Origin of the sequence: Klebsiella sp. C349492 (assembly GCF_042055345.1) — a bacterium.
GTDB lineage: Bacteria > Pseudomonadota > Gammaproteobacteria > Enterobacterales > Enterobacteriaceae > Klebsiella > Klebsiella scottii.
This window is the reverse complement of sequence record NZ_JANQCE010000011.1, coordinates 43,115-68,727: the sequence shown is the minus strand read 5'-3', so window position 1 is coordinate 68,727 and position 25,613 is coordinate 43,115. Positions and strand designations below refer to the sequence as shown.

General features: G+C 54.2%; 21 protein-coding genes. All 21 read right to left on the bottom strand.

Annotation, left to right across the window (positions count from 1 at the left end; genetic code table 11):
- Nucleotides 1-118: 118 nt before the first annotated feature.
- The 21 genes from NWP14_RS26760 to traC all read right to left on the bottom strand — a co-directional run bounded on the left by NWP14_RS26760 (nt 119) and on the right by traC (nt 25,540).
- Nucleotides 119-709 (bottom strand): fertility inhibition protein FinO, encoded by a 591-nt coding sequence (locus tag NWP14_RS26760; RefSeq protein ID WP_064361011.1) that lies wholly within the window; start codon nt 707-709, stop codon nt 119-121.
- A gap of 123 nt (nt 710-832) precedes the next feature.
- A complete protein-coding gene (gene traX, locus NWP14_RS26755; protein ID WP_064361010.1) occupies nt 833-1,558 on the bottom strand; it encodes a type-F conjugative transfer system pilin acetylase TraX in 726 nt (241 codons plus the stop codon).
- Nucleotides 1,559-1,640: 82 nt separating this feature from the next.
- Nucleotides 1,641-6,899, bottom strand: a complete 5,259-nt coding sequence (traI, locus tag NWP14_RS26750; RefSeq protein ID WP_064375670.1) for a conjugative transfer relaxase/helicase TraI — start codon at nt 6,897-6,899, stop codon at nt 1,641-1,643.
- Nucleotides 6,899-9,196: a type IV conjugative transfer system coupling protein TraD gene (traD, locus tag NWP14_RS26745; RefSeq protein ID WP_064375669.1), complete on the bottom strand. Its 2,298-nt coding sequence runs from the start codon at nt 9,194-9,196 to the stop codon at nt 6,899-6,901. The genes traI and traD overlap by 1 nt, the downstream gene beginning before the upstream one ends.
- Nucleotides 9,197-9,390: 194 nt before the next feature.
- Complete coding sequence (traT, locus tag NWP14_RS26740) at nt 9,391-10,122, bottom strand: conjugal transfer complement resistance protein TraT (protein ID WP_064349680.1); 732 nt, start codon at nt 10,120-10,122, stop codon at nt 9,391-9,393.
- 332 nt (nt 10,123-10,454) lie between these two features.
- The gene (locus NWP14_RS26735; protein ID WP_148719627.1) at nt 10,455-11,120 is read right to left on the bottom strand and encodes a hypothetical protein; all 666 of its coding nucleotides are present in this window, start codon (nt 11,118-11,120) and stop codon (nt 10,455-10,457) included.
- A gap of 16 nt (nt 11,121-11,136) precedes the next feature.
- Complete coding sequence (gene traG, locus NWP14_RS26730; RefSeq protein ID WP_064361007.1) at nt 11,137-13,992, bottom strand: conjugal transfer mating-pair stabilization protein TraG; 2,856 nt, start codon at nt 13,990-13,992, stop codon at nt 11,137-11,139.
- Nucleotides 13,992-15,362 carry a conjugal transfer pilus assembly protein TraH gene (gene traH, locus NWP14_RS26725; RefSeq protein ID WP_064361006.1) on the bottom strand — a complete coding sequence of 457 codons (1,371 nt, stop codon included), beginning with the start codon at nt 15,360-15,362 and terminating at the stop codon, nt 13,992-13,994. The genes traG and traH overlap by 1 nt, the downstream gene beginning before the upstream one ends.
- Nucleotides 15,349-15,777, bottom strand: a complete 429-nt coding sequence (locus NWP14_RS26720) for a hypothetical protein (protein ID WP_064361005.1) — start codon at nt 15,775-15,777, stop codon at nt 15,349-15,351. Before NWP14_RS26720 ends, traH begins: the two co-directional genes overlap by 14 nt.
- The gene (trbB, locus tag NWP14_RS26715; RefSeq protein WP_064361004.1) at nt 15,770-16,336 is read right to left on the bottom strand and encodes a type-F conjugative transfer system pilin assembly thiol-disulfide isomerase TrbB; all 567 of its coding nucleotides are present in this window, start codon (nt 16,334-16,336) and stop codon (nt 15,770-15,772) included. The genes NWP14_RS26720 and trbB overlap by 8 nt, the downstream gene beginning before the upstream one ends.
- Nucleotides 16,311-16,547, bottom strand: coding sequence for a type-F conjugative transfer system pilin chaperone TraQ (gene traQ / locus NWP14_RS26710; protein ID WP_064361003.1), 237 nt, complete (start codon nt 16,545-16,547; stop codon nt 16,311-16,313). Before traQ ends, trbB begins: the two co-directional genes overlap by 26 nt.
- A 10-nt stretch (nt 16,548-16,557) precedes the next feature.
- Nucleotides 16,558-17,310, bottom strand: a complete 753-nt coding sequence (gene traF / locus NWP14_RS26705) for a type-F conjugative transfer system pilin assembly protein TraF (RefSeq protein WP_064361002.1) — start codon at nt 17,308-17,310, stop codon at nt 16,558-16,560.
- Nucleotides 17,311-17,332: 22 nt separating this feature from the next.
- A complete protein-coding gene (locus tag NWP14_RS26700) occupies nt 17,333-17,659 on the bottom strand; it encodes a hypothetical protein (protein ID WP_064361001.1) in 327 nt (108 codons plus the stop codon).
- Between the two features lie 12 nt (nt 17,660-17,671).
- Entirely contained in the window at nt 17,672-17,932 is a 261-nt protein-coding gene (gene trbE / locus NWP14_RS26695) for a conjugal transfer protein TrbE (RefSeq protein WP_227629323.1), read from the bottom strand.
- On the bottom strand, nt 17,889-18,269 hold the full coding sequence (locus tag NWP14_RS26690; RefSeq protein ID WP_064360999.1) for a hypothetical protein: 381 nt from the start codon (nt 18,267-18,269) through the stop codon (nt 17,889-17,891). Before NWP14_RS26690 ends, trbE begins: the two co-directional genes overlap by 44 nt.
- Before the next feature lie 16 nt (nt 18,270-18,285).
- Nucleotides 18,286-20,241 (bottom strand): type-F conjugative transfer system mating-pair stabilization protein TraN, encoded by a 1,956-nt coding sequence (gene traN, locus NWP14_RS26685; RefSeq protein WP_064360998.1) that lies wholly within the window; start codon nt 20,239-20,241, stop codon nt 18,286-18,288.
- On the bottom strand, nt 20,241-20,870 hold the full coding sequence (gene trbC / locus NWP14_RS26680) for a type-F conjugative transfer system pilin assembly protein TrbC (protein WP_064360997.1): 630 nt from the start codon (nt 20,868-20,870) through the stop codon (nt 20,241-20,243). Before trbC ends, traN begins: the two co-directional genes overlap by 1 nt.
- A gap of 12 nt (nt 20,871-20,882) precedes the next feature.
- Entirely contained in the window at nt 20,883-21,842 is a 960-nt protein-coding gene (gene traU / locus NWP14_RS26675; RefSeq protein WP_233428435.1) for a conjugal transfer pilus assembly protein TraU, read from the bottom strand.
- 40 nt (nt 21,843-21,882) lie between these two features.
- On the bottom strand, nt 21,883-22,512 hold the full coding sequence (traW, locus tag NWP14_RS26670; protein ID WP_064360996.1) for a type-F conjugative transfer system protein TraW: 630 nt from the start codon (nt 22,510-22,512) through the stop codon (nt 21,883-21,885).
- Nucleotides 22,509-22,901 carry a type-F conjugative transfer system protein TrbI gene (trbI, locus tag NWP14_RS26665; RefSeq protein ID WP_064360995.1) on the bottom strand — a complete coding sequence of 131 codons (393 nt, stop codon included), beginning with the start codon at nt 22,899-22,901 and terminating at the stop codon, nt 22,509-22,511. The genes traW and trbI overlap by 4 nt, the downstream gene beginning before the upstream one ends.
- Nucleotides 22,901-25,540, bottom strand: a complete 2,640-nt coding sequence (gene traC / locus NWP14_RS26660; protein ID WP_064360994.1) for a type IV secretion system protein TraC — start codon at nt 25,538-25,540, stop codon at nt 22,901-22,903. The genes trbI and traC overlap by 1 nt, the downstream gene beginning before the upstream one ends.
- Nucleotides 25,541-25,613 lie beyond the last annotated feature (73 nt).

Here is a 25,613-nt window from a genome sequence, read left to right as displayed (position 1 = left end):
TTTATTCCTTTAAAAGCGAGTGATTTAAAAAACAATAATAACAACCCGCCGAAGAATTTAAATCCTCTGGCAGGTCATTATGCAGTAAACAGATCGTTATATTGGTGGGGGGGGTATGTTAAACAACGTTATTCTGTTTTCGGGCCATCTGTCGGTGCTGATGGTTCATACGTTCACGGGCATATTCCGCCTCTTCTTCAGAGACTGTCGCGACGATTTCCCCATGAATATCATACCGCGGCGCGCCGGGTTGCATAACGGACAGGTAAAGGTCTGACCGTGTCAGGCTTTTCAGGCATTTAATCACCTGCTTGTGTGACAAAGGGAGATCCCGTGTCTCAATGTCTGCAAACAACTGCTCACGCATCCCTGTGGCCAGCAGACGCGGAGAATCACCGTCAAACAGCTGTGGCCAGAACGCTTTCAGGGTCATGATGGCCTGATCCGGCGGCAGTAAACGAAGATAGCGAACCGGACCGGGCGTTTTGAGCGATTTAACAACTTCCGGTGCGGGCTGGCTGGCGGCGGCTTCAGCAGCCTGTTTAGCTTGTGCCAGCTTTTCTTTCTTCAGCTTCCAGGCCGGAGGCGTCGTGACGACCACCACTTTTTTTCGCCGTATCACACCTGGCGTGTCAACGGACCCGGTCGCTGCGGTTTCCGCTGCCGGCTTTCTTTTCAGACTCAGTACAGGGCGTTTTTCTTCAGTCATAGTTTCGTTTTACTATCCTGCCAGGAACCAGGCTATAAGATACGTGAACACGACCGGCAGCGCATCTATTCAGGACGCCGGGCCTCGTTCCTCTTTTACCGCCCGAACTTCGGCCCGGGCTTTTTACATGGAGGCAACGATGCCCAGCACTGCCAGATGCACGGCATAAAACATCACAAAAAAGTGCCGCGGCCAGAAGCGCGGGACAGAACGACCGAGGTCAGAACAGACCGCCAGGACCAGTAAAGCGACCGTCAGGCCGGCGAGAGACTGGGTGATATCATGGATATTCATCAGCATAACCATGACAGCCCACAGCACGGCATACCCGATCCGCTCTACCGGCTCCTTCGCCCGGCAAAGCCGCCAGCTGTTGATCAGCATGAAGACCCCGACCAGACCGTAGCTGTCAGCAGACAAGGGGAGCCACGCCACAACCAGCGCAATCGCCAGCAAAACATCATTGCGGGTCTGCAGACTGAACCAGCGCAGCGCCTGGCCGGTGACCGCAAAGCTAAACAGGATATTCCCCATGTACCACGGGTACCCGATGAGAATAAAGGAGCCCTGGGCGATCAGCGCCCAGCACCACAGGCTGTTCAGCTGTGTCTGACGGATCTGCCCGTGACGCGCCAGGTTCATTCCCCAGACCAGACCAAACAGGGGAAAACAACCTCTCCCCAGCAGGCGCATGAGCTCATTATTCCCGGCCAGTAGCAGACCGGTGTGATCGACAACCATCAGCACCAGCGCCACCGTTTTGATGATATCCGTCTGTCCTGGCGTCCAGGTCAACAGCCTCTGCAGCCAGAGGTCGACGACGTTGAGTCGGGTTTCGTGCGTTGCCATATTTGATTCCTTTTAACAGCGCCCCGGCAGGGTACCCGATTTTAATCGGGGAGGATGCCGGAGCAGACAAGCCGCAGGCGCGTCAGTCGCCTCCGAGTGTTTTCTCTCGATTCAAATCCCGGACCATATCCCGTTCCATCTGCTGCAGGCGGTCTCGCTGGAGGTTTTCTGACACCACCTGCTGTACCGCCTGAGCTTTCTCCCTTCCCTCCAGATCGTCCGGCAGGGTTAGCCGTTCCCCCTGCATTTTTTGCCCCGCCATCCCCCGGATCACATCATCAATAACCGCCTTAACCTGGCCCTCAGGTCCCCGCTGTTTATCGTCTTCTCCGGCGACTTCCCGGGCCGTTCGCTCCGCCTGTTTCTCCACTTCCTGCCGTTGTGCCTCATCCGCCACTTTCTGCGCCAGCACCTCCGGCGGGAGCGGGATCTCAACGGGATCAGCCCCCGGCGCCTGAGTTATCTTGTCTGCCCAGAGACTTCCCCCGGTGATAGCCCCCGGATTCCAGGGGCGGTCATCGCCGGCAAGGCGAACTACCACGCCGCTGTCAGGATGCTCGCGAGCCACCCTGACGCCCTCGCCCATATTCTCTGCCAGCAAACTCTCCCCGTTCCGGCTGCCCTGCAGCGCCACAAACCGGGCGTCTTCGTTACCCATGACGCGTCCTTCACCGCCGATCACCTGCAGACGTCCGTCGCTGTCCGTCAGCGGGCTGAGCCAGATACCGGCTTCTTTCCCGTTTTTGTCGAAAGCCGGCAACGCCACGTGCGGCTGGGGGTACTTTTTGCCCGGCGAAATGAATTTTCCCGGCGACTGTCCGCGCGCCAGCCCCGACTGCTGCAGGGCGGCCCGTCCCGCAGCGCTTTCATCCAGGGGGCGAGCCCGGCTGAGCAACTGGTCCGCGGTTTTCACTGCCCGGTCGTTACGGGGCTCAAGAATATCGTGGGCCGTGGCTTTCGACCGGGAGGCCTGAATGGCTTTGATCCACCCTTCCCGATTGTCGGTGTAGACCTGGACGTGCTGTTTCATACGCGATAACCCGACATAGGCAGATTCGAAACTGGCCATCTGCTTCCGCCCACCCTCCACGCCTTCCAGCGCTATCGCGTACGTCTCGCTGGCGCCCTGCGCGCCGTGAGCCGTGATGGCGTACGCGAGATCGATGTGTCGCTGGGCTTCATCCTCCATCGGATTCAGTGTGCGGGTAGTTTTTCCGTCTGAGAGCGTGACACTGTCACCAGAAACAGATTTTACCTCCCATACGCTGTTGGCGACGTAACCCCGTTCCGGGTCACTCTTACTGAAGCGCATACGGTCGCCCTGAGACACGGTGATGTCTTCCCGGCGATATAACGTCACGCCCTCCGCCGACGCCTCACGAGGAGAGATAAACCGCTCCTTTCCTTCACTGTCGGTCAGGGTGATAAGCTGATTTTCTTTATCCACGCTCCCGATACGGTGGTACGCATTGTCAACAAGGGCCACAGCCCCAGAGTGAGCGGTCCAGGTCGACAGTCTGCGCAGTTCACCGTCGCGAATGTTGGTCGTGACCAGCACCGGCAGGGTAACTTCTTCCCTCCCGACTTCACCGTTCTCCCGCCGTGCATCGTGTATCAGGCTGTTCAGCGCCCGGCGGTCATTATTGAGATGGGTGATAATCAACGTCTGTGACTGCGCCTCCGGGGTACGGCCGGTATAATCCATCACCAGCGCCCCGTACAGTGTGGTGGGCTGGTCTGCCGGCACGCTTTCTCCCTTTTTCAGAGCGTCCACTATCGCTTTCTCCTGCGCGGGGGTGAATTGCGTGACGGAATTCTCCGGCACCCAGGCATCCGCTTTTCTCGGCACCTGTTCAGGGGTGACCTGTTCAATCGTCGTCAGCGCGCTGTTCACGTTCCGGTCAATGAGGCTGTAGACCGCCGGTCGCAGTTCCGGTACCTGGCGCACGATTTCTTTCATAATGGCCACATCCGCGGCGCTGCGCTGCTGCATCAGCCTGAACGGCTGCCCCGGCGCGATGGGCTGCAGCTGGTCGTTATCCCCACTGGACACCGCCCGTCCACCGCCGGCGACGATGAGGGAGTGGGCTTTTGCCATATCGGCCAGCCCCACCATTGAGCTCTCATCGAGCAGAAACAGGGTGTTGCTGAAATCCGGTGTCTGGCCATTACGCTGCAGGAGCTGCGTGTCGTGCAGAAACGAGGCGGTGGTCTGCGCATCCACGCCGGCCCTCTGCATTTCCCCGACCGCACGGTGCGTCGGACCGAGACCGATAACGCGCGGGCGGGTCTCTTCCGGCAGCAGGTCGATGGCACCCTTCACCGCCCGGAACTGGGTCGTTTTCCCCACCCCGGCATACCCCTGAACCACCGTGAACCGGTCCGTGCTTTCCAGAATCATCCGGGTCGCCGCCCGCTGTCCGGCGGTCAGGTCCGTCATCAGACTGGCCGGCACGCGGTCCATCAGGGGAACCACCGCGTCTTTGCCTTCCAGCACCTGGGTCAGGATGCTTTTTTCGGCATCCCAGGTCTGACGGGAAATCAGCAGGTCATTGCCGTGGCCGGGTGCCACCGGCACACTCAGCAGACTGCCGGCCTTAATCTGCGCCTGAATGGACCGGTCAATATCCGCCATCGAGACCTTACCTCCCCCGTCGAATTCCATTGCTGTGGACAGCAGCTGCGGACGCGTGAAGGTCAGGTTGTTGCTTTCCAGTAAGGGAATGGAAAGGTGAATGGCCTGTTCTGCCGGGGAGTGAAGGCCTGCTTTTTGCTGCGCAATGGCCGTATCCAGTTCTGTCTCACCGGAACGGGCCTTCAGCTGCTCTGAGACCACGCTGAAGGCGGTATGACGCGCCAGCTTCTCTGTCGTGCGGGCCGCATCCTGTGCGGAGTAAAGCCGGATATGGCTGCCGCTCTGCGCCAGCTGGTTCAGTGTGGCATTATCCAGCTCACGCTGCGTCACCGAGGCAAAGACCGTTGCCGTCTCGCTGACCGACCTGCCGGGGCTTTCCACCCAACCGTGCCCGACCTTGATACCGTCGAACGGTCCGGCGCCCACAGCCAGGGTCTGGGTGGTTATCTGCCCGGGGCGCTGCACTGTCAGCTGCCCGCCCTCCGCTTTCAGTACCGTGACACCCTCGCCCCCTTTCAGCCGCGTCTCAGGTATTTTCCCTAGCACCGCCAGACGTTCACCTTCCGCTACCGGTAGCTTATCGGCCCGAAAGAGCGTCCACTGGCTGTCGACGGCAGAAACCTTCATATCAAGACGTTCCCCCTCTTTGTCCCTGAGGGTCAGCATATTGCTGCTGGCGGTCACCCGATCGATCACAAAGCGGTCATGCTGTCGGGTTTCCGGGTCCCAGCGCTCCATCACCATCCCTTCCCGGTAGTAGTCCCGAACACCGCGACTTTTGCTGTCCAGCCAGACCGGCGTCAGCGCGGTGACCGTCAACTCCTTCTCACCCAGTACGCCCTCACCTTTAAGGGTTTCCCGGATGAGCCCGTTCAGTATGCCCTGTTCACGGCTCCCGCTGATTTGCGCCACGCTTTCCTGCCCTTCGCGTACGCTGGCGGCAAACTCCTGCGCCAGGCGGCTGTAACGCGCGCCCTTTTCCGGCTCACTGATGATGTCCGCAGTCGCCTGCTTTCCGCCCTGCCAGCGATAAGTATTTACCCCGCTCTCTTTCAGTACTGTCAGCGCGCTGCCGGTACCGCTGCGCTTCCCGCTGTCGGAGAGCAGGACCTGAACGTTATGACGCATGGCGCCATCCAGCAGAGATAGCGTTTCCTTCAGGCTCATCTTCTCCGCCTGGTCAACGATAAGTGTCCCGCCCGGGATGAAGGCGGTTCCGTCCTGCAGGGCAGATTTCCCGGTCACCGTTTCCCCTGCCAGCCGCGCATCCGCAGACAGAAACTCCCGCGATCGGTTGTCAGCCGCAATGATGTGCACGTCCCGCCCTTGCTCCCGGGCCATCAGGGTTAACTCAGCCACCCGCTCGCGCTGGCCAGCCGCGCCGCCCTGGCCGGAGACAAGCCCCATTGTTGGCCGGTCCTGAGCCAGCACACTGACGGCATCGCTGAACGGTGACTGGCGCACAACAGCGGTATCTGGCGTAACAGAAACATGATTCTGGCGCTGGATCTCCTGGCTCAGCGCTTTCACGGATAATTCGTCCAGGACATGGATGTTTGAGGTAAAGAGGCCTTTCTCGCGGTCGAGCGGGATCAACTGCTCGCGCTCGATTGCCGCATCGATACCGGTCCTCGCCTGCTCGAACACGCCGGGTTTGGCTTCCAGCTGGCTGACCGTGCGGGCCAACAGGTCGGCATATGTGAACTGCACCTTGCGGTCGCTGAGACCAGCAATCGCCTTCGTCACCACATCGCTGATATCGGGGACGTCCGTTTTCACCGGACTGACGGGCGCACTGGCGATGTCTGTCGCGCGCTTATCGGCATCCTCGCGGTAACCGCGCATGTCGAACCCGGTCTCTTTGAGGGTATTCACCCATTCGACCATCTTCTCTGCCGGGTCGAGAGTTTCTTTGGATTTACGGGTATCGAGCGCAGCGACATCCCGGGACTTCAGGGACGCATCGGGCCCTGCGGCTTCCCTGACCTCCTGGGTGCGGGTGGAAAAAGGCTCGACCGGCACCTCTTTCATTTCCCACATGCCGTGCTTGCCTACGACTTCGGTTTCATACCCGAACTTTTCCACCAGGGGTTTCAGCACTTCACGGTATATCTTTCCGAAAGCGACCTGGTTGGCATACACGTTCTCAATGAAGCCGGTTTTACCAACGGTGTCGGTTCCCAGAGACTGCCATTTATCGCCGTTCTGCGTGGCATTGATCACCACGGCATGGGTGTGTAACAGAGGCTCCTGATTGCGGTTTGTATCGTGATTGAATTTCGCCACAATGAGGTTACCGGTCAGTACGGTTTCGCTTTTCCCGTCCGTCATGACACGGGTCGCAGCCAGCGTTTCGACCTGCTTGACGGCTTCGGTTACGGCCTGATTATGCGCATCAATCAGGCGCTTATCCCCGCCGATCATGGCCATGACAGCCACGCTCTTAGGGGCGGAGAAGGTCAGATCGTAACCTGGCCGGTGTTTGTTCACGCCATCCTGCATCCGGGTCAGGTCGCTGCCGTCCGGCAGCTTCCCTTTCAGCAGGTCCGTGAACACCTTCTTATCCACTTTCCCGTCAAGCCCCAGCGATTCAGCCCCTTTCCCCTGCCAGCGCTCATCCATGCTCCCGATAACGTAATAGTTATCCTTGTCTGTATAGTAATTGCCGGCGCTCCCCGCAGACTTTACCGAACCAATCGACATCATCAGAAGTTCCCTCCCACCTCAATATCGTCATGCTCGCTGCGGCTGTGATTGATATTGACCTCTTCCCGCCGTTGCATCCCCCGTAGGGTCTGTTCTTGTGCCTGCCACTCGTCATAGGCGTTTAAGTCGTCGATCTCACCGTATTCGTTCACGCCGGGAGGGAGTCTGTCCTGTCCCGACTCCGCATTTTTTTGTTCCAGCTCCTGCTCCACGCCACCTGCCGGCGTTGCTGCAGAATCGGTCCCGGATGCGGCAGCAGCCGCATCCGTCGTCGCGGCCGACGGTCGGGTCACGATAAGGGGGACGGTTGTGACGTGGGGTTCGGGCGAAACAGGTCGGGGTGCAGACGGTGCCTTAACCGGAACGCTTTCAGCCGGTTGCTTATCCGCTGCAGGAGGTGCTTTAATCGGGGCAACCTCCTCCGGCGCACAGGCCGTATCCACCGCAGTTTCTCTCTTTTCAGGCATCGCTGTCGGTTCGTCCGGCGTAAACAGCATCCTGGCATGACTGCTTTCCGCTTCGCGGGCTTGCAACAGGGTATCCAGTCTGGCGTCCGTCCGCGTATCGAGGTTACGGAGGATGAATCCCTCGGCGATTTTCGGCCGGGATTTGTATTTCAGAGCCAGCTTCACCGCCGGATACGGGCCCGGCAAGGTGACATAGCAGGACAGGTCAGGCAGCGTCTGGATGTCGGAGTAACTGACCAGCGTTTCCCGCTCTTTTTCCTTGCCGGTCGACACACCGTCACGCACCGGGTCTGCACCGTAAGAGTACTGCTCACTGGCCTTGAGGATTTCCTTCTCACCGATTTCGCCGGCAGCAAACTCGGCAATCTCTTTACTTGGGGAGCGGAAAAAGGCGCGGGTGTTCATCACGTCGAACAGCGTCGCCGCGGGCTTCACGCCGTAAATATCTTCCAGCTGAGCATAGGACTGGATACCGAACACATAACAGCCGCCAAACTTACGGGCTTCCGGCAGGATCTCGACCAGGTCCGGCAGCTTGTGCAATGTGGGGAGCTCATCCGCAAAAATCCACACGCGCCGGTTGCGGTTCTCACCCATCCCCAGCAGGCCTCGGATGGCGATAGATAACCACATTGAGATCACCGGCTTCAGTGACGCATGTGTGTCCGCATTGGAGGAGATAAACAACCAGCCGTTGGGCTGGTCCTCACGCACACCGCGCATCCAGTCGCGGATAGTGAACGGCTCGCCGTTTTTCTCGATCCCCTGCAGATAGCGAATGGCTTTGACATAGTTGGTCAGTACGGCACGAATGGAGATAGCCGTTTTCTCAATCTTTTCCTCCACCAGGTTAGCGGCCGGCGTGTTTTTCAGGTACGCGCGCAGTTTGTCGATTTTGATGGACAGCATGGTATCAACCAGCTTTTCGTAGCTACGGTCTTTATCCTCGCGCATCAGGTACGCACCTTCGGAAAATATGGTGCGGCCGGAGCCCTGCCAGAACGGGTCCTCTTTAGTGCCCATCGGAATCAGCGTATTAGAGACGTTATCAAAATCCGGTAGTGTCAGGCATTCGCGCCATATATCCCAGGCAGCACAGCGGGCATCCAGAGGGTTGAGTATCTTATCTAAGGACGGGTCGTAATAACTCTTAACGAACTCGCAGGAGCGGTCATAGATAATGGCCATATCACCACGAGCACGCACGTAATTCAGCAGCCGGCGGATGACTTCGGATTTACCTGAGCCGACCGTACCGTGAAGACAGAAGTTCTGAATTTCAGAGTATTTAAGAATAGGCAGATCGCCAATTTTAATATCGGAGGCCACCCCATCGCGTTTCATCTGGCGAGCCACTTCTTTTGGTTTATCGGAAAGCTGGCGGCCCCCGGTATTCTCATCTTCGCTTTGTTGTTTCCCCTGGCGCCCCAGTACCCAGCTGGCGACAAAGAACGTCACAATACAGACGGTCAACGACACGATGGCGGCAAAAACAAAACTGGTCCAGAGCTGTTCACCGCACCAGATGGTATATTTATCGGCCAGGATCTGCTCAGAATTATATTCAAGCGCCCTGCCGTAATAATTAATCGTATAGACCGGCTGGGAGCGAATGATATCGCGCATGGGCGCCAGTGTCGTGCACCACCAGTAGACGCAGCCGTTAACGAAGGTTTGCCAGCTGAGCCGGTACATCAGCATCAGTCCGCATAAAACCCAGAAAATAATAAACAACACATAGAATATAATATTGGCAATCTGGCCGAACATGCGAAAACGCATATTGGCAATCTGACCGCCCTGAGTCATGTCCTTGGCATTAAAGCTCATAATTCTTGACCTTAAATACAAAAGCGAAGGAATATTCGGACCACGGTCGGCAACGCCTCACAGGTGCACAAATAAATTGCGCAACTGCTCACCGTTCTGAGGAGGAATAAGCTGATTAAATGTCGAATTAACCTGACAGGCCAGGGAGGCGATGTCAGTCAGGCCCGGTATACCCGGGCCGTGAGGTGGAAGACTTACAGAATATTCGCGATAGATTTAGCCAGCTGGTCTTCCAGAACTGGCTGTGCTTCCGGGAACTTGAGATTAACTTTGTTCGCATTGGAGACAACGCGCGTCTGGTATTTATGCTGATTACCGGTTTCGGTGCTGGTTTGCACTTTCGCGCCGGAGGTCCCCTGGCGTAATACCGCAACATTATCCGTCTGTACCTGGGTTTTGGCCCGCTCGGAGATCTGAACGTCGGTGATCATCGTGTAGTTCACATCTTCCACCATCGCATCAGCCGCCATGCCTACCAGCCCTGCGGCCAGGCCGACACCGAGGGTCGCGCCGGCTGAACTGGAATTGTAGGCGGTGATCCCTGCACCCAGCGCAGCCGCTGTAGCCGCGCCTTCATAACCGCGGCTTAGCCAGCCCTGGGTTTCACGCAGGTCCATTTTATCGGCCTTCAGCACATTTGCCTGAATCCAGTAACCCGCGGTATCGGGATTAGTGACGACCTGGTAGCCTTTTGCTGTGACGGCACTGGTGATTTTCGACTGGAGACCGCTCATATCTTTATCAGAGGTATTTTTGATTTGCAGATAAACGGTCTTATTATTTGACGGTTCCAGCCAGATTGTTTCGCTCATCTGCGTTTTCACATCCAGATTACGCTTTTTAATTGCTGTCCCCATTGCGCTACAACCGGAAAGCACCAGTGCTGAGCTGATGACCATTACAGCCATGACTTTATTTAGTTTCATCCTGAATCCTTGTGACTTAATCAATATAAGTGAATACACATTCTCTTATTGCTTCGGAATGCGCATCCACTATAAAGGAATTTTAAGGGAAAGGTGTAATTTAATTACGATTTGAACAATCAATAATAACCCAAAGAAACTCTTAGCCTATTAACAAACTACCATTATTAATAGGCCAGCGAGTTTCCATTTTACTTCTAGGATAACTATGTGGGTGTTGTAAACTGATGGTGAATTAATGTAATACCCTCATTATACAAAAACACAAATGGCAGCATAACGTATAACTAGTCGAGTTAATCACTCTTATTGAAACTACAATTTACAGCTAATTATTCATGTCTACTGTAACCATATGGATTCCCCGCAACGTCAACCCCTCCGTTCATTGGAAGACCTGTCGCTGGGTTATGTTCATCGATTTTTATGCTATCAAAATCATTACTGGTAGCTATTCTGCTTTCGCCAACACGTTTACATGTTAAAGTTAATGCCAACTCATTTATTTGATATCGATTAAAATCAACATTCATGCGCACAGAGAAACCTATAACTGAAACAACAATAACAGAAAGAAAATACATCGAACTTAGATTAAACAAAACACATAAAAGAACAAGCACGGCATACCAAATAGAAAAAATGGCAGCGTATTTCTTTACTTTCCTGGAAAAGAAATAATACATTTTCGAGTTAACTCGAAAACTGTACGGAGCAGACAAGTATAAAGAGCGAGCACTAGTAATGAAGATCAAAGCTAGCAACCCGAAAACAAAAGAAAAAGCTATCGACACTACGACTCCGAGTCGTTCTTCACTAATAATAAAAGGTGCATATAATCGGGCGCTAAAAAATGTCAGCGGCCAAAAAACAAGCCAACAAAAAATCATGAGGCCTGGCCATACACTTTTCCAAAATGATACCGATTTCAAACCATCATAACTTAGTACTTTAACTAAAAACTCCAATTCTTCTTGAATAATTTTCTCATTTATCATCTTCAATCCCCAAATCTTAAGGGCGCTTATCGTCAAGATCTTTTGCTCTCTTTAATGCATTCTCCCTGAGTTTTTCCGTTGTATCACTTATCAACGTGTCTCGTTGAGAACTTATCTCCTTATTATATTGCTCATTAAAATTATTTCCTTCTTTTTTGTGATGGCTTTCCAGACCGGTCTGCTGTGTTTTCACGTCATCTCCCTGCTGCTGAATTCCCTGACGGCTTTCCTGGTGTGCCTGTTTGTTTTGAGAGACCATCGTACCCACAGTCTGACCCACATCATCCTTAATGCCGGCGTCGTGCGTCATACCATCGATACTACCGCTGTGCTGGCTATAATCGGCCTCTACGGAAGCAGCGCCTCCGCCTCCTGACACATTAGGCATTCCTTGACCAATACTTCCTCTCGCCTCTTGATAATCGCCATCAACTTTAGGCTCTACCTGTGCTTTAACAAATTCACGGGCCAGCGATTCTCGTTGTGCTGCAACTTCCGGCGAACTGGTATTTGTCAGGATAGCTTCCGCGTTTTGCGGAGAGCGCTGTTGGACAAAGTTTGCAAACTGCTGCGTCAGATTCTCGCTCATCTGGCAGCTCATACTTTCGGTGCGCGATGCCATTTCACTAAATTCATGGCTTCGTGTACGGCTGTTTGTATATTGGTCGTAGCTGTTTTTCGCACTGGAAAGTGACGCAGAGAACTGGTCCACGCGTGAGCTTGAATTGTTATCTGTCGTGTTACCTGATGTACTAGTTTTATGACTGGTGATGTAATCAGACCCCTCTTTAAAATCTTTCGCGGCTTGGCTACTGGTATCGTGTCGGGTATCTACTGAGTGGCGGCCGGATTGTCCAACCGTATCAGTTGAACCCGTGCCCGCGGTACCACTTGCTGCTACTTTCAGACCTCCATCGATACTGGCACCTGTAGCCAATTTGCCCAATTTACCGGCAAGCTGATCTCCCGAATTCCATTTCACTCCACCGTAAGCTTCACCCGTGATAGAACCCCTTGTCGATTCATCCATCAAGTTCTGGAATGACTGTTCGTTACTGATGTTGTTGGCTTTTGCATTTGAAACAACTGCGTTCCACATTTTACTCTTCGCCATCGAGTCTTGTGACGACTCAGTATTATCGGCCCCGGTGGTGGTTGACGCGCTGGTCCCCATATTTGTGCCAAACTGCTTCAGACTGTTCCAGGCACTGGTCACGCTGCTGTTATAGCCCTGCAGAGAGCTCTCTGCCTGGACGTCTGATTCACGGGCCATCTGCTGCTGTGCACTGGCTATCTGGCGGCCAACATTAATATCCACCGGCAGTTTTGACATCGCACCGCTGCTGTCCCAGACCATCGAACCATCCCGGGTCTGTGTACCCATTCCGCCGTTCCCCAGTTGCCGGGACATCTGTCCAAATGCCGTTGAACTGTTGGTGTTCCAGCTGTTTCCGCTGACATTGTCCGTTTGCATATTCGAAAACGAGTAATTCCCGTCAACCACGCTGGAAGAGGCCTGCGACGTCGAGCTGAGGCCTGACGAAGCAAAATGGCTGTACGCGCTGGAGAACCCGGCCCCCATACTTTTAATCATTGCCCAACTGAGCGGCGGGATCATCATCGAGATATACCCCGCGGTAGTCGCGATATCCGAGTTCTTGAGTTGAACCTGAGAGAGCTCTGACAACACCACCGGCACACCGTTCTGTTTTGCGTAATACGCCATTGCGCTGTTCAGAATGGCATAGAGCAATGGCCAGGACTGCAGCCATATGAGAGCAAATAGATACCCTTTCAGAACCTGCAGGGTCATCATGTTAAACATCGCGGCCATAATCATGATGGGGAACATCCCGATCATAATGCCCATGATGACCGTCTGCGTCATTGGCAGGGAACGCAATGCCTGATGGCCCGTCGTGGCCTGTGCCAGGCGCTGTTTCTCGAGTGAAGATGTATTTGCGATGTTCACCAGGCTGGCTGTATCGCCACTACGGGCCGCATAGCTCTGGATACCGCTGCGAATGGCATTCATGGTGACATTCTGCCGGATAATCTGCCCTGCACTCTGCCCGGAACTGTAGAAGAAATTATAACTGTCACCAATCATCTGGCTGAACAGCAGGTCCGGATTCGGTTTGCCGCCAAACAACTGACGCACATAATAGCTCCAGGTTTTTCCGCCAGTTTGCGAGTCGAGCGCCAGTGCGGATTTCAAATCCCGTGAGGCTTCCTGGCAGGTCCTGAACTGATTATTTTTATCAAACACCCCGCGAAGCGGGCTGGGATTTGAAAAAATAATGGTATACGGATCAGGCGAGTTCAGTAGTTCTTCAAACGAGTATTTATGGTTCAGGAAGATATCGCCCATCACACAGTTCTGAACATAGTCAGAGAACAGCGTGGTGATCTCCGGGTTCTGTGACAGGAAATCCGTGCTTTTCGCCACCAGGTTCCCGCCAAACAGCATCCCGGTTTTACTGTAGGTCACACTGTCTGGCAGAGAGAAGATCATCTCATACCCCTGCACCAGGGCGTTTCCGACGCGCGTAGTCAGTGACGCCGGAATGGCCAGACCAATGGGAACGTTATCGATTTTGTAGACCTGAGCCACATTGCTGTAGTCAATAATCTGAACCGGAGTGCGGATAACGACCAGCATTGAGACCAGGGTCAGGGAGAACACCCAGCCGAGGAGGTCCATGATATTGTGTTTTTTCACCCAACTGACGGCGACAATCAGCACGGAAAAGGCGATACACATTTTCTCGATGGTAGACCAGGTGCCGGTCCCCATGAAGGCCGTAATGGCATTGAGATTACCCCGCAGCCAGTCGCCTCCGGCGATGGTATATATCTCAAGTGGCTGCATCAGAGGCTTCCTCCGAAGTGATAGTTATTCTGGTAGCGGGTCATCATGCGGGCAGAGACCTGCTGGCGCATGTAACTCATCTGCCGGTCAACAACCAGCAACGCGTCCTGCTGGACCTGGACACGTTGCTGGAAGGCGGCAATCTGCACACTGGCCTGGTTCAGGTTTTCGAGGATTATATCCATTGTCGACTGGGGATAATTCCCGGTTGCGATCATTGCGCGGGCCTGCTGGATAAGCTCCTGGATGTACTGCAGCAGAATGTCGTAGCCGATATAGTCCGTCAGTTGGTAGATAAGCGTGTTTGATACGCCCAGCATCTGTGGGTCGACCAGGTATTTGAATACCGGGATGGTGGTGCTGGAGATAAAACCTTTCTCCTGTTCCGTAAGTTTTTCATCCGCCACGGCCTTATTCTGGATACTGCTCAGAAGGGTGGAAATCTGGTTCTTTAGCGCCTTGTTTGCAGCGATGGTGACCGTGGCATCCGCGACAACCTTGAGGCATTTATCGGAATCATTGCAGTGGTAAATCCTGGCTGTTCCGCCCTCCATCATTGCCTTAATCAGGTCCTGGTCCGTGGTGCGTGCCGGCAGTGGCGTAATTTCACTGTTCTCGCCAAAAATAAGGGTGCCGGTCAGTGTCATCACGAACTCTTTCAGCTCTTTGTTATCATCAAAGAGGCGGTTTTTTGACAGGGCATTCCACATGACGTTGATGTTCTTCATGACCCGTTCCTTGTCCTTGTCGCTGGCTTTGTCCTGCACCTTGTCCATCTGCCCACCCACCGAACAGCCCTGCCGGGAAGCCGCCCAGTCCGAAAAGATGTTGCTCTCGCCGGCAATGTCCTGGCATACCTTCTGCTGAGCGACCTGGGTTCGAGGAAACAGCCCGCCGACAATCCCCTGCGCGGCCTGGCAGCTGCTGAGATTCATGCTGTTGATGTCGCTGGCCATCTTCTGCAGAAAGTCTTTTGCCGTTTTGATCTCCGGCACGGTCGTCTGCAGTGCCAGGTCAAAGAAGTAGCCCGCGGCGTTGGACATGATTTGTTTGCCGAAGCGCTGCAGCTGTTCGCTGTTGATAAAAGAAAAGGCGCCGAGATAGGCATCGATGCCGCCGCAACCGGCGTTAATATCCGGCAGGGTCATGCTGACCAGCTGGATAGTTTTCACCTGCGTCCTCGCATAAAGCGAACCGCCGGAAGCGTAACCCGCCGCCTGTCCCTGCCAGACCTGAGGCTGACTGGTATTGGAAGCGAACCCCAGCTTATTGAAGAAGTTGTTCATGTCGCCGTTAACATCTGCGGCCGCCGTCAATGACACCCCTAGCAACATTCCACAAAGCACTGATAATGGTTTACGGATGAACATCAGACCCTCCTTCTTTCATGTTATTTTTCCGTCGGAGGTTGCGGTTTAAATATCGCTGGAAGCTTTTTTCAAAGGCATATTCAAACCAGAAAGCCAGTTCGGCCATCAGTACTCCCAGCAAAGCCGTTGCCAGACATCCAATGGAAAGTGAGAAAAGAATAAAGGGAACGAAATACATCAGAACATTCCACAGATTCATGATGTTCTTCGCCGCGCCGATATCTACCGCTGGGGTTAACAGCTCAGTTAACACACTGAAATACGCATGACTTCCCCACCACAGAACTAATCCGGCTGAACCAAACATAAAAGCGAGACAATAATAAATATCGAATCTCTTTTGCCGTGATAGCTTCAGGCGTTTATTTCTTTCCAGTACGGGTAACGAAGAATATATTTTGTTGAGACTATCCATTATCAGGTGCCCCCATCATTTGAAATACCGTATCCATTCTGGCCATAAATCCCGGAGCATCGGTGGCCCCCTGCAGAATCGGATACGCCGCCAGCGTATTCACATTCACCAGAAATGTGGTCGGGGTAGCTACCGGGATATTCGGGAAAAAAGTCTGCATCACGTCAGGCGGTACCGGCAGGGATTCAGGGAACGCCTCGTCCCCCTGCCCGTCGATCGTGTAAGAGAACACCGAGAATCCATATTGTCCGGACAGCTGCTTCAGAACCGGGTCAAACTTATGGCAGTACGGGCAGTGCCCCTGCATAAACAGCACCACTTTCCAGTCGCTGAGATTAACCTGTTGGCCGTTGCTGAGTCGGTACCAGCGGGCCTGAGAGACCGGCTTCACGGGTGCGGACACGCCAGCAGATGGCGCCGGCGTCGTGCCTGTTATGCCCTGTGGGTCCCAGAGGGATTTTACTTCATCGAGCGTACCAGCCCAGGTCACGGGAGAAAGCGCCAACAGCAAAGCAGCCGTTGTGATACCCGCCCTAATTGTCTTCAGGTTGCTTTTCACGGGCCTTCTCCTGTTTTTCAACTTCAGCAATCAGGGCATTGAGAATTCGGTATCCACCAAATATCACCATACCCAACCCCAGAACTTCCCCGGCCTGAATGGCCAGCTCAGGCTGTTTTCTGACGAGCCTGGCAATCAGGTGGAAAAACACGCCCACAGCCAGTACCCACATTCCCGTAATATCTAAATCGGGGAACCGAATCTTTCGCATGACACACTCCTTAAAAATTGGGTTTAAAGTCGCTGGAGACATAGAGGAACTGTTTCGCCAGGTCGTCCTGGCTGATAAAGCCGTAACTGAGGGGTTTAACCTGTCCGCTTTTGGGATTGACCAGCATCATTGCGGGGAAGTACTTCACCCCGAGCTGTTGTGCCTGCCCCTGGTCCATCCGGCTGTCGGGGAGCAAGGGATTCACCACGCCGTCGACGGAGACCGGTATCACGCTCAGACCGTAGGTTTCGCGGAAGTTTTTGATGACCTGGACCAGTTGCCCGTCGATGGCCTCCCGGCCGCGGTAGAAAAACATCACGCCATAGTGTTGGGCCAGGGAGGAGATAGCCTTGCGTTGTTCGGCGTAGTCGGCAGCCAGCTGGTTTTTCACCGTGCCGTTGTAGTGGCTGTACTGCAGGTTGTAATCGAGCTCCGGGTTTTCCAGCATGGCCTTCTTCGCGCTCATCGAGAACAGGCCAGCCTGCTGCGTCCAGTAGTTCTGTAGCCGAAAATACTTCACGAAATTATCAGATGAGGGGTAAAGAATAGCCTCGTAAAGCGAGCGTTTTGTGGCCGTCTGCAGCTGCGCCAGCTTCTCCAGGATGTCCTGCTTTGCCGGCGGTGGCGCAGGCGTGGCTGGCGTTTCCGGGTCTGTTTTTTTTAGCTGCTCGTTATACCACTGCCAGCCTGCATCTTTCGCCCAGGCCGGCATCAGGGTGCAACAAAGGCACCCCGCCAGTATGGCGGCATGTAGTTTTCCCATAATGAATACCTTTATGACTGAATTAATTCGGCAGGCGCGAAATATGTTGATAAACGGTGTATTTATCGAGGTTGACTGTTTTCGTTTCAGGGTCAGTGCGTCCCTCAAACCGGAAACCGTGGCAGTACAGTGTCATATTATTCATTTCTAATGCCGTACGCTCGCCGTTCCTGATAACCCACGCAGCCTGCGAGCTCCTGTCACACTGAATACCCCAGGCCCGGTTGGTGGCCATAAACGCATTAATCTGTTTATCCCGCCACAAGCTGTAAGACATGACGCTGGCCAGAAAAACGACAAACACCGCGACAAACGTCATAACCAGACCGTACGCTTTTTTCTCCTCCATGCTTTCCACTCCCTATTTCGTTTTTTTCAATGGCACCTTAAAGACCGATAAAAACAGATTAAGCAAAAACCAGATAAACCCCGTAGCAAAAATAAAAATGACACTCGCGATATAATCACTGGCCGTGGTCCCAATAACCGCGACCCAGGAAAAGTAAACCACGGGGGAAATAATAACGGCTGTCAGTAGCAACCTTACACAGAAGTCCACGCTAGGATGTTTAGCAAAGCTAACTATCACTTTTATCCTCCTTACCGACGTCGGCCTTTTCATCACTGAACCCCGTGATGAGGACGTAGATGACAATAGAAACGGCACCAAATCCAGCAGCCGCGGATAGGCTGTGCGCGGTAAACAGCGTGACCAGCATGGCGACGGTAACCTGGGTGACCAGCGCACCCAGGAAGAACATCAGCGCCCCACGTGTCATGGCCAGCAAGGCCATCATCAGCGGAGTCGCCAGGATAATAATAAAGAGCACGACGGGTTTTAACGTTGGCATCGCGCCGGTGCTCAGCCACGACATCGCACTTAATGCGATAAAGACCAGGATAAACGGATAAAGTACTTTTCCTTTACTCAACTTATTAAAAAGGTCATGTGTTTTCATGTTTACTTTCCTTTATTTATTTGGATGATGACTGCGTGAGAAGTTCTTTAATTCGCTGTTTTGTTTTCTCTGTCAGTTCCGCATTATCCGGGATTTTTTGGTTATTCATTAAATCCTCCATGAAGTTCGCAAAATCCAGCCGGTTAAAGTTAATGCCCTGGAGTTCAGCCATCGTGATCCCCCGGCAGTTCGGGCTGCTGGCGCCCCCGAAACTAATATGCAGTTGTCCGTTGCGGCCCTGTTCCTGAACGATCTGAGCCAGCTTGGAGTCAAACTGACAGTAGCTGCGTTTCTTCTCCAGGCAGATCCCCAATACCTTCTTCGAGCAAAACTCCCCCACGCTGACCGTCAGCTTGTTCGTTTTTGCTTTGGCCAGTGCCTTCTCTTCGCTGCTGCAGCGTGCCAGGCCAACGTCCTGCCCCCACCCACTGTCTTTGCAGCAGTTACTGAATCCGGCCGCGAATTTTTTGCAGTACTTCGCTTTACCGGTGAACGCCTTCACATCCACGCCGTTCAACTTAGCAACATCCTCCCCTGCCGCCGCCAGCGCCGCGAGCTCAGAAACCGCCTGTCCAAAGCTGTTGTTCGTGCCGCTGACCGCTTTATCGCACTCGCCATCGAGGCAGAACATATCGCCACCACAAACCATCTGCTTTCCGCTGGTCCGGGTTTCGCAGGAGAACGTGACATACTCGTGCAGACAGGTCCCGTCCTCCGCGCTGAACGCGCACTGGCGTGATGACAACGTGCATGCCGCATTACTCATCAGGTTTTCACAGGAGCCGTTATCCGCCGGCTGAGTCAGCCAGGTGTCTTTATATTTCCAGCAGGCCTCCGTAAAGGTGTACTCTTTCCCGCCGAGGTTGAGAGTTTTTGTCCCGCCCGGGCTGATACATTCTTCGCCAGTTTTCGTGCCCTCGTCCTTGCTGAACGGACAGCTTTCAACCCAGACCACCTCTGGTGCAAACACGGTTTCCGTCTCTTCCATAACCAGTATGACCGTCACCTGAATGGACTTAACATTCACTGACGGTTGGGTTTTCGACGTTTTGGTGACCGCAACGGTCTGTCCGGCAGCCACATTGCGGTCCATGCTGAAAGACTGATGAATTTTCCCGGTACCATCGTAGTAATGGTGGGTACAGTGCGTATTCTGACCGCCAGAACACGTCGTCATCGTGTTGGGCCAGGTCATCACGTCGACAGGGAACGTTTTATCAAAGAGGCTGATTTTTTCGCTGACAGCAATCTTGCAGCTATCTCTTACCGTTCCCTCGCTGTCACACTCGTCAATCCAGGGAATGGGAAGAGGTTCTCCATCAATGGAAACGCTTAACAGGCGTCCTGTAGACGGGATCGTCAGTTTCCCGTCCCATCGGTTGCTGTTTCGGGTGAAGGACAGCGGGACGGCCTGCTGATACGTGCGGTTCACCTTTTGCGTCGTGGCGTTGTCTTTCAGCGTCGCCTCCCGTGTGCAGAAGTTCTCTACCTGCAAATCCCGCTCGCACGTCTGGTTCGTAAACTCGCTGCGATTAACTACCTGTGCCTTACAGGCCTGACCGGTATTCCCCACAATCGAATCCGCTCTGGACTCGGTCTCTTTCGCCGCCTGAATGAACGGCGCGTCGGCCGAAATACTGTCCGGGGGACTGTTAGTAAACGACTCCGTGATGCTGTTCCCCACATCACTGTTGGCCCATTCGGCTGCAGAGTCGCTTTTCAGATTACTGTCACCACTGGCTGAGACACCGCCGTAATACTTCGTCTGCGCCGGTTTGCTGGTATACCCTGGCAGCGTGTCAGCACCGTTGAAGTTCTTCAGCGAGTCAGTCCCGCTTCCCTGTATCTGCTTCGCATAATCAGCGCCGGCTTTGTAATCGGACGTGCTGTCAGCGCAGGCTGGTACCGTAAACCAGATAAATGTCCCGAGCACAAACATATGCAGCATCAGGATCAGGGGGAGTGATCTCATCAGGCACCTCCCAGCAATTTTCGGGCTGTGTCTGCACAATCCCCTTTCTCAACGACCTTCTCCAGAGCCTGCTTCAGGCGGATGTTGCCCTGTATAACATCAAAGCCGGCTTTGCAGCGTACAACCAACGCGGGAACACTGCGGATGCCGTACTGTGAATAGAGCGTCGGATCGATTTGCACCCCTTCGGTGATCCCCGCTTTAACCAATCCCATCACCGCATCAGTGGTGGCTTTCATGTCGTTATTGACGAGCCCCCGGAGCGTGGCGGGAATACCGTAGCGGTGGGTTTCATGCAGCATCCGTTTTAACCCCTCGTCCGGTATTGAGAAGGAGATGAAATACACAGCACCTTCCGCTGGTTTATCCCGGGTCGACTCCCGCTGCTGGCTGGCCAGATTATCGATGAACTGCTGATCCGAACGGGTAAGAGGGTTACGGCTAATTTGAGCTTCAAGCTCCTGCTGCAGCGCCTTATCCGGTTGCCGGCGCAACTGCTCGCTGAAATCCTCCTGCTGCTTAAGCCACTGACGATCTGCCGCCATCGGGTCTGACGAGACTGCGCCCTCTGTCGCGGCGACGGTACGGGTCAGTAACAGCATCACCGTCAGTATGTTCAGTAATTTCACAGTAGACTCCTTTCAGTAGACACAGTTACGTTTTCGCCACATCAGATAGCCGAAGTTCTTTCGGGTAATCGGCGGGTTTTTCCCGACCTCCCAGCGCGTGACCGTTCGCCCCAGGGGATGGCACTGCGCGCTGTCGGGGTACATATTCACCATCTGGTACCGCCAGCGCTCCTTGGGAATAATCGGTGACGGGTATTCGTAACAGACCGCGACATCGGCACCAACGGTCTCCAGGATCTGCCCCTGCCGGTGGAGCTTGTAGGCCATGCGTTCACTCAGCAGCAGCGATGACTGCAGCGGACTGGATTCATTACTGACCCAGCCACTAAAGGGGTACATCGAGCCCTGAGAGCCGGCACACCAGAAGAGGATGTCCAGCGGCTTGTTGAATGCGCTGGCAATGGCGTCAGCGGCACAGGCGCCCTGGGCTATCGGGTTCGCAAACAATACGGCTTCGGGGTTCAGAATAGTGGTCAGGCTGCTGTCCACCCAGGTCGGGTCAATTTCCGAAAGGTAGGCAATGTCCATATCTCCGCCCTGCAGGCATCCTGCCGACGTAATGATGCTAAGCCAGCTGGTCAGCGGATATTTGTACCAGTGCACGTGATAGAAGGCCCCGTTGACCTGCTTATCGTCCTTTTTCGCGGTTCCCATCCCGGTTTTGCCCAGGTTTAGGCTAAACCCGCCCATATTCACCATGCAGCCCGGAGAGCGGCTGACATCCGTCATGGCCATTGGCTCCCAGTAACCGATCGCCATCCCGATACGGTAAAAAATGGGCGGCGGCATGGGGCAGGTTTGAATAGGGCTGGCCGGGTTCACCGTGTCCGGGCCGCCACCGGCCGCCACAGAGGCACTGCCGATAGACATCGGGAAAATGCACTGCCAGCACACATCTGAAATCGGATTAACAAAGCGGCCTTCGCAGGACGGGTCGGCAAAGGCATTCAGACTTTGCCCCCACAACAGCACGGCGGTGAAGAAAAGAAGTAAAGGTTTCACGTCAACATCCTTATTGATGAGCGGGGAACGTCTCGATGTTCATCCGCTCACCAGAGGGCGCCGGGGTAATGCGCACCGGCACACTGGTCAGGCCGAACCGTTTTGAAAGCACGCCGTTCTGGTCGAAATAAATTCGGGCATCGAGCGCCACTGACGTATCCGGTACGCTGCCTTTCACCAGAATAATTTTGCTTATCAGGGTGTCGGGGACCTGCCGTTTCATCCAGGCGACCTGGTCCGGATCGTCACCGTCGATAAAGTACAGCGTCTGCATAAAGGGGACCGTTTTCAGCGGATTCAGGACGTCGCCTTTGCGCGCGAATACCCGCCCGTTGTGATCTTTCAGGTCTTCAGTCAGCCGGATACTGGGGTCGAACCAGCGCTGCGCATACTTATCCGCTTTCCCTATCCCCTCAACCGGCGCCGGTCGCTGGCTGTGCTCAATCACGCGGCCTTTGAAAGACGCCATTTCCTGCGCCCATTTCCCCGACTTCTGTAACGCCTCAAGACGCTGAGTAATGAGCGTCAGCATGTCCTGCTCCTGAACCGGCCACAGATCACCCCAGGTTCCGAGGTCAGCCGCCGGCACCCCCGGTGACATCAGGCAGAACGCCAGCAAGGCAATACCGGTGCGTTTCATTCCCGCGCTCCCTTCATTCGGGTGGCAATGTCGGTCTGGATTTTCAGGGTCACATCGGGTGCGCCCTGAACCACGGCCGGTGAAACCAGGATCAGGACATGATTCTTTTTCTGATAGTCGGCCAGGCTTTCCTCCAGCGCAGCGTTAAAACGTTCTGAGAGCGCTTTCGACTGCGCCTCAGACAGCTGTTTCTGGCTGACGCTGTCCATAAAACTGTCCAGCGTTTTTTTCATGTTAAAAGCCACCACCCGCGGTGTGGTGTACGTCAGCATAAGCCGCGTCATGCCGGCGCTTATTGTCAGGACCAGGCTGACCAGCAGAATAAGCACTAGGCTCCGACGAAAAGTGAAGAACGTCGTGCCGGCTTGCTGCTCTGTGTTGTTTTCCATCAGGCTACTTTCCTTACGTTTTCATCAGAAATTCGGGCTTCCAGGATCGCCATCTCCTCCGGGAAATTCCTGCAGGCCAGGTCATACACCGCGTCGTGAATGTCGGTCCCCTCCTTTTTGCGCCCTTTGATGTACTCAAAGTCTTTACCGCTTGAGGAATACATTGCGCGGCTGAGGGGATCGACGAACAGACGATGCCAGGACGTATGTGCCTCCACCTGCAGCATGAAAGAGCTGAACCACTGATCTTTGGCTGAGCCAAAGCTGTTAATCATGTCCCGCTGCATCTGCGCAAACTGATCCGGGTAGAGCTGGTTATATTTGGCAAACTCTTTGGCAGACTGTTTAAGGATGACTTTGTACGAGGAGTTACCCCAGGCCGCGCGGGCCGCACTGGATGCGGTGGGTGAGTCGAAGTCGACGATGTTCTGGGTGATGGTGATATATGACCCCAGGTGGCGGCGCGCGGTGCGGTATCCCTTCTCAATAAAGGTGCCGACTTTTTCGTTTTTGAAGTCCAGCAATCGCCAGCCTTCATCAATCACGTTGAGTTTTTTCAGGCTGCGCGGGGACTGGTACATCCGGTTTTCGATATAGATAATCAGCGAGAACATCACCGCAACCAGCAGAGAAGGCCGCGATTCAAGGCCACCGAGCTCGAGGACCACCATCCGTGCATCATCGTGCAATGACGGTTCATCGGAGTTGAAGTAATCACCGTAAATCCCGCCGACTGTGTACTGGTCAAGCAGGATAATCATTTCATCCAGGCGACTGCGGATGGTCGGTGACTCGGCATACTCCTGACTCTCTTTCGCCGTTTTGAGAAAATCGACCACATCATCGATACGGGCCTTATTGCGCTTACTCAGCCAGGCCGCCTGCACCGCCTGCAGCAGCAGACCTTCATGCACCTCATCCAGGTTGCCGTTCGGGCTCGCCATCACCGACATCTGGTCGCGGATACGCTCTGCCGACAGGTCAAAATTGGCGTCATCCAGAATGTTGGCAAACGGGTTGAATTTCAGAGAGTCACCGTCGAGGTAAACCCCGCCCATGTTCTCGCACAAGGACTTATAGCCATCACCCATGTCGAATACCCAGGCAAAACCGCCTGAGTCCAGCACGCTGCGGATCAGTGGCTGAATAAGGCCGGTTTTACCCGCGCCGGAGGTACCGCAAACTGCCATATTGAAGTTGGTGTTGTTCATTCCCTCATAGAACAGGTCGATGAACGCCAGCTGGTTGCGATAGGTGGGCGCCAGTAATCCGGCTGGCGCTAACGGACTGTCCGCAACAACCGGCAGCAGGTTGGCCACATTAAAGGTTTCTGCCCGCTTGACGACGCCTGCGGCCTGAAGCTCTTTGAAAAGCCCCTCACCGGATTTAAACGGCAGCATGGCCAGGTAGTTTCGCAGGTGGTGGTAACGTGCGGGCAGCAGCTCAAAGCCGCCTTTACGATAACTGTTGAGGATCTGCTGCTCGGTAGCCAGAGAGGCCTCGGCGTTATCGTCGGTGTAAGCAGTGACATTAAAAAAGTAACTCACCAGCGAGGACTGATTGGTTGCCAGCCGCTGGCGGATGTCCCCCCATTCCTGAACCTCTTTTTCCACGGACGGGAAGTATTTCGCATAGGAGGTTTTGCTTTTTTTCTCCAGATCGAGGTACTTCAGGTTGGCCTCGTTCTGGGTCTTCACCTGGTCCTCCACCATTAACGTCAGCGTGATGACAAACGGGCAGGAAATGGAGAGCTCCGGGTTCAGCAGGTTGGCGTAGTTGTCCGCGTTGGTCCAGAGGAAGGCGATCTCCGGATCACGGGCCAGATGATAATTGGTGACCCGGGTGACTTTCTCTTTACCGTTGCGGTCCAGCAGGCCAATTTTCAGGTGGTTTGCGGTGACCTGCATATCAAAACTGTCATCCACACACTGATAATTCAGGTCCTGGTACGGGTCCAGCTTGTAAGGCTTACGGTACATTTCACCTGGATCAGGGTTCACCTGCTCGCGCACGATATCGACAAGCCCCTGGGCATCCAGTATCCGCGTTGGAATTTGCGCCCCCTGCAGGGAAGCCCGGATGATTTTTATCTGGTTCTCCAGCTCAACAATCTGCGCTTTCGAATGTTTCTTTCGGGGCACGCAGCAGGAGATAAATACCCGGTAATTACGCAGGGTCAACGGTAAATCCATACCCGGTGGCAGCGAGAACTGTTTTTCTGCCGCCTGAAGATAGTAAGCCCGGGTAATGGCATTGAATTTCTCTGCCTGTTTACCACTCCAGCTGAACTCCCGTAACCCATACTCAATATCGTCCCCGACCAGCTTGCTCGAGATAAGATTAATGGTCACAGGCACGCCGCGGGGAAGTTTGGTTCGCAGCAGGTTTTCCAGCGAGGCCACGATATGCGCGTTAGCGCCCGGTAAAGGCCGGGCCTCAAACATAAAACCGACGGTTTTAGCATTAATAAACAGTCCGGTCGCAGAGTCATAATCCTTATAGGGCAAAACCCGGCTGAACTGCGGGAAATTCATGCTGCCCAGCATGTCATTGGCTTTAGCGGATTCGTCGGGCAATTTAAGTGCAGACACAAGCGAATTCACGGCCTGAGCAACGGTATCCATCAGGTTATTACTCATGCGAGCGTTCCTTAATGAGGGTGTAAATTAACCATCTAAAATAGAAAACAGATTATCGTGAAAATATCAGCAT

What these genes read in the sequence shown, in the direction of transcription:
- NWP14_RS26760 (WP_064361011.1), bottom strand. Translation starts at nt 709, where the DNA reads ATGACTGAAGAAAAACGCCCTGTACTGAGTCTGAAAAGAAAGCCGGCA.
- traX (WP_064361010.1), bottom strand. Translation starts at nt 1,558, where the DNA reads ATGGCAACGCACGAAACCCGACTCAACGTCGTCGACCTCTGGCTGCAG.
- traI (WP_064375670.1), bottom strand. Translation starts at nt 6,899, where the DNA reads ATGATGTCGATTGGTTCGGTAAAGTCTGCGGGGAGCGCCGGCAATTAC.
- traD (WP_064375669.1), bottom strand. Translation starts at nt 9,196, where the DNA reads ATGAGCTTTAATGCCAAGGACATGACTCAGGGCGGTCAGATTGCCAAT.
- traT (WP_064349680.1), bottom strand. Translation starts at nt 10,122, where the DNA reads ATGAAACTAAATAAAGTCATGGCTGTAATGGTCATCAGCTCAGCACTG.
- NWP14_RS26735 (WP_148719627.1), bottom strand. Translation starts at nt 11,120, where the DNA reads ATGATAAATGAGAAAATTATTCAAGAAGAATTGGAGTTTTTAGTTAAA.
- traG (WP_064361007.1), bottom strand. Translation starts at nt 13,992, where the DNA reads ATGCAGCCACTTGAGATATATACCATCGCCGGAGGCGACTGGCTGCGG.
- traH (WP_064361006.1), bottom strand. Translation starts at nt 15,362, where the DNA reads ATGTTCATCCGTAAACCATTATCAGTGCTTTGTGGAATGTTGCTAGGG.
- NWP14_RS26720 (WP_064361005.1), bottom strand. Translation starts at nt 15,777, where the DNA reads ATGGATAGTCTCAACAAAATATATTCTTCGTTACCCGTACTGGAAAGA.
- traQ (WP_064361003.1), bottom strand. Translation starts at nt 16,547, where the DNA reads ATGCGAAAGATTCGGTTCCCCGATTTAGATATTACGGGAATGTGGGTA.
- traF (WP_064361002.1), bottom strand. Translation starts at nt 17,310, where the DNA reads ATGGGAAAACTACATGCCGCCATACTGGCGGGGTGCCTTTGTTGCACC.
- NWP14_RS26700 (WP_064361001.1), bottom strand. Translation starts at nt 17,659, where the DNA reads ATGGAGGAGAAAAAAGCGTACGGTCTGGTTATGACGTTTGTCGCGGTG.
- trbE (WP_227629323.1), bottom strand. Translation starts at nt 17,932, where the DNA reads ATGAAAAGGCCGACGTCGGTAAGGAGGATAAAAGTGATAGTTAGCTTT.
- NWP14_RS26690 (WP_064360999.1), bottom strand. Translation starts at nt 18,269, where the DNA reads ATGAAAACACATGACCTTTTTAATAAGTTGAGTAAAGGAAAAGTACTT.
- traN (WP_064360998.1), bottom strand. Translation starts at nt 20,241, where the DNA reads ATGAGATCACTCCCCCTGATCCTGATGCTGCATATGTTTGTGCTCGGG.
- traW (WP_064360996.1), bottom strand. Translation starts at nt 22,512, where the DNA reads ATGAAACGCACCGGTATTGCCTTGCTGGCGTTCTGCCTGATGTCACCG.
- trbI (WP_064360995.1), bottom strand. Translation starts at nt 22,901, where the DNA reads ATGGAAAACAACACAGAGCAGCAAGCCGGCACGACGTTCTTCACTTTT.
- traC (WP_064360994.1), bottom strand. Translation starts at nt 25,540, where the DNA reads ATGAGTAATAACCTGATGGATACCGTTGCTCAGGCCGTGAATTCGCTT.